This window comes from uncultured Mycobacterium sp. (assembly GCF_964249325.1).
In the GTDB taxonomy this organism is placed as follows: Bacteria; Actinomycetota; Actinomycetes; order Mycobacteriales; family Mycobacteriaceae; genus Mycobacterium.
The window spans coordinates 1-7,220 of sequence record NZ_CAXUCH010000170.1 but is presented as its reverse complement, the minus strand read 5'-3'; the positions used below and the strand labels follow the sequence as shown (position 1 = coordinate 7,220).

Sequence of the window (7,220 nt, the reverse complement as noted above, 5' to 3'; positions counted from 1 at the left end):
ATTTCATTGCGAAACGGGTGCTTTTGCGTCTGCTCGCCGCGGGCTACACGTGGATTGAGAACACCGCGACCGCCGGATGACCGGGGTGCGCGCAGCGGTAGCCGCCGCGGCGCAGCGCGTCGGTCGGCGCGGCCATCGGCTCGAAACACACTACGTCTTCACCGGGGGGCGCGAAGATCTGCGCCGCCGGATACCCCTGTTCGAAGTGCACCTCGATGCGGCGCCGGCCGCCGGAGACCGCGAACACTGCGCCCTCGGGCACCTCGTCGTAGCCGTCGTCGAACGTCTTGTCGCCCAGGCTCTCACGGATCGGTGGTTGTTCCTCGAACTCACCTGTCGGCAGGCCTTGTTCGTCGAGGAGAAGATGCCGCAGCCGCGGTGTCTCGACGACCCACTCGGCCCGCGGCACCTCAGGCAGCTGCAGATACGGGTGAAAGCCGAAGCACAGCGGCACGGGCTTGTCGCCGATAGCAGACACCGTGCTGCGGACGCTGAGCGAGCGATCGGCAAGCGTGACCCGCACCACCAGCAGATGCGGAAACGGAAAGCTGGCCAGAAGTGCCGAGTCGGCGGCGAAGTCCAACTCGGCGGTGAGCTCGTTCGCGGACTCCGTCATCACCCGCCAGGCCGGGTAGGCGGCCAGCAAGCCGTGGAGCGGCAGGCCGTTCGGGTCCGTGCGGACGCCGAACGCATCAGCTGCCAGCGTGATTTCTTCACCGCGAACGGTGTAGCTACGCCCGCCGAGCCGATTGGCCCACGGGTAGAGGATCGGGATGCCCATCGTCTTGCCGGCTGCCAGATAGGCGTCCAAGCCCGCGCGCTGGCCGAGTAGCTCGACCCCCGAATCGGTCAGTGAGATACCGATCATGCCGGCGCTGGGCGCATACTGTGCCACCAGCGGCGCCGACGGGTCGCGCAGCGTGACGATGTGCACGCCCGCCAGCCTAGTGCTCTGCGATCTAGCTACAGAGCGGGTCGTGTTGAATACGCTGTGGCGGTGCGGCTTTCGCGATGAGTGCGGCCTTGGTGGCGTGCACCATGCCAGGTCCGCCACAGATCAGGATCTGCCGATCGCTCCAGCTGCCATATCTCGTCACCACTTCGGGCAGCCGGCCGGTCTGGCGCACGTGCAAGCCGCGCGGCGGTGTGACGTCGGGATACTCGCTGGCCCAGGCCGGGTTAGCGGTGTACTCCGACACCGGCGAGACCGAGAGCCACGGATTTTGCGCCGCGATCTGCCACAGCGTCGGCAGGTCGTAGAGCTCGCACGGGTAGCGGCCACCGAAGAACAAGTGCACCCGCGGGTTATCGGCCCAGCGGGTGAGGTCCATGATGATCGAGCGCAGCGGGGCCAGCCCGGTGCTGCCGGCCACCATCAGCACGTCACCGCCGTCGCGGTCGACGTGCAACCCGCCGTGCGGGCTAGACAGCCGCCAGCGGTCTCCGGGCTGCGTTTCGCCGACGATCGCCGTGCTGACCAGACCGCCCGGAACGGCCCGGACATGGAATTCGATGGCGCCGCTCTCGTCGGGCGGGATGGCCGGGGTGAGATAACGCCACCGCCGCGGGCACTGCGGGATCGAGACGTGAACGTACTGGCCGGGGTGGTAGTGCAGCGGGCGGTCCAGACGCAGCCGGACGACCGCCAGATCGCGTGACACTCGCAGGTGCTCGATCACTGTGCCGTCCCACCAGGCGGGCCCATGGTCGGCATCGGCGGCACCGCTCATCACGCCGGTGATCAGGTTTAGTGATTGGCGGGCGGCCTCGTCGACGGCATCGGTCCACTCGTCGGCCAGATCGCTGCGCAGCGTCCCGTACAACGCCCGACGCAGCGTCTCGTAATGCGCTTCGGTGACGCCGTATTTGCGGTGGTCGCGGCCCAGCTGGGCCAAAAACTGCACCGGCTCCTGGGCGCGCTGGGCCACCAGCTCGCCGTACACCCAGTTCAGGGCATGCGCGAAGGCCGCGCGCTGGGCGGTCATATCGGGAGGGAACTTGTCACGCAGCGAGACGTCGAGAGCAAACCAGCGGGTGTAGAAGCGACGGATCAATTCGTCGCCCGGGGCCCCTTCGTTAAAGGCGGCATGCAAAATCCGCAGCGCATCCCGGTCTTCTAGGCCCACGGGCGACGATTTTAGAGCCTGGAGCGGGCAGCCCGGAGATCGCGAAGCGCAGGATCCCGGCGCTCGTCGGCTGTCGGCGCGCTACAGGGCGTGGATTCCCTTGTACAGCACCAGCAACCCGATCACCACGAAGATGCCGGCGAGCAGCGCGGCGTGGTGGCGCTCCATCCACTCCTTGAGCCGGGCCAGCGGATCGTCGAGGCGGTGACCGGCTGCGGCGTAGGCCAGTATCGGCACCGCCACAGTCGAGGCGGCCAGGGCGACGAAGATCGCCGCGGATATCCACGCGCGCCTGACGCCCAGCCCAGCGCTGCCGATCGCCAAACCCGCCGCTGCGCAGACGAACAGCACCTCGGGTCGCACGATGGCCAATACCGCCCCGGTCGCTGCTGCCCGAGTGGGAGTGAGATTGGTCATTGACCGCATCCAGCCCGGTGTCCGGGTGTGGCGCTGGCGGGTCAGCCACCGGACGAGACCGAAGATGATCAGCGCTGCTCCGACAACGATGCGCAGCCACGGCGCCCACGTCGGCGGCGACTTGTGCAGGCCGCCGAGCAGCCCGGAAACCGCGACGAAGATCGCCGTCAGCGCAACCAGCGCCGCTAACCAGCCGGCCAGGAAGGCGAGGCTGCCGGCCCGCGCCCGCGGCGTCTGCAATACCAGCACCGCCGGGATGACCGACAGCGGTGAGAGGGCGATGACGAGCGCGAGGGAAACAAGCCCGGTCAGCGCCGAACCCCAGCTGGCTGCCACGCCAGAACCGTAGCCGACCATTGACAGGTAGGGAAAATCCTACCTAATATGGCGGGCATGCCTCCGCGTGCCAAGGCCGGCCGGACCGATGCCGTCTTCGCGGCGCTGGCCAACCCGACCCGCCGCGACATCCTCGACATGTTGCTGGGCGGCGAGCGCACTGTGGTCAAGATCGCCGAGCGCTTCGATATGGCCCGGCCCAGCGTGTCCGAGCACCTCAAAGTGCTGCGCGACTGCGGGCTGGTCGCCGAAGACAAACAGGGCAGGTTTCGTCGCTACCGCGTCAATCCCGCACCACTGCAGGACATTTCGACGTGGCTCAGTCCCTACGAACGGTTCTGGCGCCAGCGGCTGGCCGCGCTGGGCGAAGTGCTCGACGAGATGGAGGATTCATGACCCGCGCCGCCGACCCCACCGTCATCGAGGTCGACCAGTTTTATCCGCATCCGCCCGAACGGGTGTGGCAGGCGCTGACCACGCCGGAGCTGATTGCGCGCTGGCTGATGGCCCCGAGCGGATTCGCGCCGGTGGTCGGCACCCGGTTCACTTTCCAGGGCCAACGGATGCCGTCGGTGGGCTTCTCCGGTGAGGTCGCGTGCGAAGTCCTCGCTGTGGTGCCCGGCCGGCAGCTGGCCATCAGCTGGGCTGACACGCACTCGGACAAGCCGCCGGCCTGGGTGGCGACATGGACCTTGCACCCGCAGGGAACCGGTACGCGGGTCATCTTGCGGCACACCGGCTTCGACCCCGACAACGACGTCCAGCAGCGGTCCCGGAGCATCATGGGCAACGGGTGGATCCGCATCGCTGCACAGCTTGGCAAGCTGCTCGACGGTTAGCGCGTCGACTGTGCGGCTTATGGGTGCCGTCACGCCGGTTTGGCTACCACAACCTGCACAGTCGGCACACAAAAATGGCCAGAGTTGAGCGGAACAGACTCAACCTTGACGGCGTTGAAGTACACGACAAGCATTTTTAAGGTACCCGATTGGAGGTGTCGTGGACTCTTTTAACCCGACTACCAAGACTCAGGCGGCGCTGACCTCGGCGCTACAGGCGGCATCGGCCGCCGGGCATCCCGAGATTCGGCCCGCTCATCTGCTGTTGGCGCTGCTGACGCAGAACGACGGGATCGCTGCGCCGCTGCTGGAGGCAGTCGGCGTCGAGCCCGCCACCATCCGTGCTGAAGCCCAGCGCCTGATCGACCGGTTACCCCAGGTCACCGGGGCCAGCTCGCAACCGCAGCTGTCCCGCGAGTCGCTGGCAGCGATCACGGCTGCCCAGCAGCTGGCCACCGAGATGGACGACGAGTACGTCTCCACCGAGCACCTGATGGTGGGCCTGGCCACCGGCGACTCCGACGTCGCAAAGCTGCTGAACGGCCACGGCGCGTCCCCGCAAGCGTTGAGGGAGGCGTTCGTCAAGGTGCGCGGCAGCGCCAGGGTGACCAGCCCGGAACCGGAAGCCACCTACCAGGCGCTGGAGAAGTACTCGACCAACCTGACGGCCCAAGCCCGCGAGGGCAAGCTCGACCCGGTTATCGGCCGTGACACCGAGATCCGCCGGGTGGTGCAGGTGCTCTCCCGTCGCACCAAGAACAACCCCGTGCTTATCGGTGAGCCTGGTGTCGGTAAGACCGCGATCGTGGAGGGCCTGGCCCAGCGCATCGTCGCCGGCGACGTGCCGGAAAGCCTGCGCGACAAGACGATCATCGCCTTGGACCTGGGGTCGATGGTCGCTGGCTCGAAGTACCGCGGCGAATTCGAGGAGCGGCTGAAGGCGGTGCTTGAGGACATCAAGAACTCCGCCGGGCAGATCATCACGTTCATCGACGAGCTGCACACGATCGTGGGCGCCGGCGCGACCGGAGAAGGCTCGATGGACGCCGGCAACATGATCAAGCCGATGCTGGCGCGCGGTGAGTTGCGGCTGGTGGGCGCCACCACGCTCGACGAGTACCGCAAGTACATCGAGAAGGACGCTGCGCTGGAGCGCCGCTTCCAGCAGGTGTATGTGGGCGAGCCGTCGGTGGAGGACACCATCGGCATCCTGCGCGGCCTGAAGGACCGCTACGAGGTGCACCACGGTGTGCGGATCACCGACTCGGCGCTGGTCGCAGCGGCCACGCTATCCGACCGCTACATCACCGCGCGGTTCCTGCCGGACAAGGCCATCGACTTGGTCGACGAGGCCGCGTCGCGGTTGAGGATGGAGATCGACTCCCGGCCCGTCGAGATCGACGAGGTCGAGCGGCTGGTGCGCCGGCTGGAGATCGAGGAGATGGCGCTGGCCAAAGAGGAGGACGACGCCTCCAAGGAGCGGCTGGAGAAGCTGCGCTCCGAGCTGGCCGACCAGAAGGAGAAGCTGGCCGAGCTGACCACCCGCTGGCAGAACGAGAAGAGCGCCATCGACACAGTTCGTGAGCTCAAGGAACAGCTGGAAACGCTGCGCGGCGAATCCGAGCGCGCCGAGCGGGACGGCGACCTGGCCAAGGCGGCCGAGCTGCGCTACGGGCGCATCCCCGAGGTGGAGAAGAAGCTCGAGGCCGCGCTGCCGCAAGCGCAGGCCCGCGAGGCCATGATGCTCAAGGAAGAGGTCGGCCCCGACGACATCGCCGAGGTGGTGTCGGCGTGGACCGGCATCCCGGCCGGGCGGCTGCTGGAAGGCGAGACCGCCAAGCTGCTGCGGATGGAAGACGAACTGGGCAAGCGGGTCGTCGGGCAACGGAAGGCGGTGACAGCGGTTTCTGACGCCGTGCGGCGTTCTCGGGCCGGCGTGTCCGACCCGAACCGGCCGACCGGGGCGTTCATGTTCCTCGGCCCGACCGGTGTCGGTAAGACCGAGCTGGCCAAGGCGCTGGCCGAGTTCTTGTTCGACGACGAGCGCGCGATGGTGCGCATCGACATGAGCGAGTACGGCGAGCGGCACTCGGTGGCACGGCTGATCGGGGCCCCGCCCGGCTACGTCGGCTACGAGTCCGGCGGCCAGCTGACCGAGGCGGTGCGCCGGCGGCCCTACACGGTGGTGCTGTTCGACGAGATCGAGAAGGCCCACCAGGACGTGTTCGACGTGCTGCTGCAGGTTCTCGACGAGGGCCGGCTCACCGACGGGCAGGGCCGCACGGTCGACTTCCGCAACACCATCCTGATCCTGACGTCCAACCTCGGGTCGGGCGGCACGCATGAGCAGGTGATGGCCGCGGTGCGGGCGACGTTCAAGCCGGAGTTCATCAACCGGCTCGACGACGTGCTGATCTTCGACGGGCTCAACCCCGAAGAGCTGGTGCAGATCGTCGACATCCAGCTGGCTCAGCTGGGCAAGCGGCTGGCGCAGCGGCGGTTGCAGCTGGAGGTGTCGCTGGCGGCCAAGCGCTGGCTGGCCCAACGCGGGTTCGACCCGGTCTACGGGGCGCGTCCGCTGCGGCGGCTGGTGCAGCAGGCCATCGGCGACCAGTTGGCCAAGATGCTGCTGTCCGGCCAGGTGCACGACGGCGACACCGTGCCGGTCAACGTCAGCCCCGACGGCGATTCACTGATTCTGGGCTGACGCTGCCCACCACACGCAAAAGCTCCCATTTCAAAACGAAATTGGGAGCTTTTGCGTCTGGTCGCGAGGCGACTGTACGCGCTGACTAGCAAACCTTAATTTGGTTGTGACCTGCTCACATTCCCGGTTCGGGGCTAACAGCAGATACGCTAGCCGGGATGGTCCCCCTGTGGTTCACCCTGTCCGCGCTGTGCTTTGTCGGCGCGGCGGTGCTGCTGTACGTCGACATCGATCGGCGTCGAGGCCGCAGCAGGCGGCGTAGATCATGGGCGCGCTCACATGGCTTCGACTACGAACCGGAGAACAGCGAGCTGCCCCAGCGCTGGAAGCGCGGGGTGATGTCGACGGTCGGTGACATCCCGGCCCGCAACGTCGTGCTTGGACAGATCCGCGGTGAGGCGGTGTACATCTTCGACCTCGAAGAAGTCGCCACGGTGATCGCGCTGCACCGCAAGGTAGGCACCAGCGTCGTGGTCGACCTGCGGCTCAAGGGCCTCAAAGAGCCGCGGGAAAGCGACATTTGGCTGCTGGGAGCGATCGGGCCGCGAATGGTGTACTCCACCAACCTCGACGCCGCCCGACGGGCCTGCGACCGGCGCATGGTCACCTTCGCCCACACCGCGCCGGATTGCGCCGAGATCATGTGGAACGAGCAGAACTGGACCTTGGTGAGCATGCCGGTCACCAGCGGCCGCGCCGAATGGGACGAGGGCCTGCGCACCGTGCGCCAGTTCAACGACCTGCTGCGGGTGTTGCCGCCGGTGCCGCAACAGACGTCGCAGCCTGCGCCCCGCC

The 7,220-nt window shown here is 67.4% G+C and carries 7 protein-coding genes; 4 read left to right on the top strand and 3 right to left on the bottom strand.

The window, feature by feature from the left end; all coding sequences use genetic code 11:
* Window positions 1-43: 43 nt before the first annotated feature.
* The 3 genes from ACFE99_RS18260 to ACFE99_RS18250 form a co-directional block, all read right to left on the bottom strand.
* On the bottom strand, window positions 44-934 hold the full coding sequence (locus tag ACFE99_RS18260) for an aldose 1-epimerase (protein ID WP_375487728.1): 891 nt from the start codon (window positions 932-934) through the stop codon (window positions 44-46).
* Window positions 935-959: 25 nt separating this feature from the next.
* Window positions 960-2,126: an FAD-binding oxidoreductase gene (locus tag ACFE99_RS18255; protein ID WP_375487726.1), complete on the bottom strand. Its 1,167-nt coding sequence runs from the start codon at window positions 2,124-2,126 to the stop codon at window positions 960-962.
* 81 nt (window positions 2,127-2,207) lie between these two features.
* A complete protein-coding gene (locus ACFE99_RS18250; protein WP_375487724.1) occupies window positions 2,208-2,879 on the bottom strand; it encodes a GAP family protein in 672 nt (223 codons plus the stop codon).
* 57 nt (window positions 2,880-2,936) lie between these two features.
* Here ACFE99_RS18250 and ACFE99_RS18245 point away from each other — a divergent pair, with 57 nt between their 5' ends.
* From ACFE99_RS18245 to ttfA, 4 genes are all read left to right on the top strand, one after another.
* Window positions 2,937-3,275 carry an ArsR/SmtB family transcription factor gene (locus ACFE99_RS18245; RefSeq protein WP_375487722.1) on the top strand — a complete coding sequence of 113 codons (339 nt, stop codon included), beginning with the start codon at window positions 2,937-2,939 and terminating at the stop codon, window positions 3,273-3,275.
* On the top strand, window positions 3,272-3,718 hold the full coding sequence (locus tag ACFE99_RS18240) for an SRPBCC domain-containing protein (RefSeq protein ID WP_375487720.1): 447 nt from the start codon (window positions 3,272-3,274) through the stop codon (window positions 3,716-3,718). The genes ACFE99_RS18245 and ACFE99_RS18240 overlap by 4 nt, the downstream gene beginning before the upstream one ends.
* A 160-nt stretch (window positions 3,719-3,878) precedes the next feature.
* A complete protein-coding gene (clpB, locus tag ACFE99_RS18235) occupies window positions 3,879-6,425 on the top strand; it encodes an ATP-dependent chaperone ClpB (RefSeq protein ID WP_375487718.1) in 2,547 nt (848 codons plus the stop codon).
* A gap of 158 nt (window positions 6,426-6,583) precedes the next feature.
* Window positions 6,584-7,220: trehalose monomycolate transport factor TtfA (gene ttfA, locus ACFE99_RS18230; RefSeq protein ID WP_375487716.1), on the top strand; the 637-nt coding region annotated here is incomplete at its 3' end.

Excerpts from the sequence above, each read along its gene's own strand:
- ACFE99_RS18245 (WP_375487722.1), top strand. The coding sequence starts at position 2,937 with ATGCCTCCGCGTGCCAAGGCCGGCCGGACCGATGCCGTCTTCGCGGCG.
- ACFE99_RS18240 (WP_375487720.1), top strand. The coding sequence starts at position 3,272 with ATGACCCGCGCCGCCGACCCCACCGTCATCGAGGTCGACCAGTTTTAT.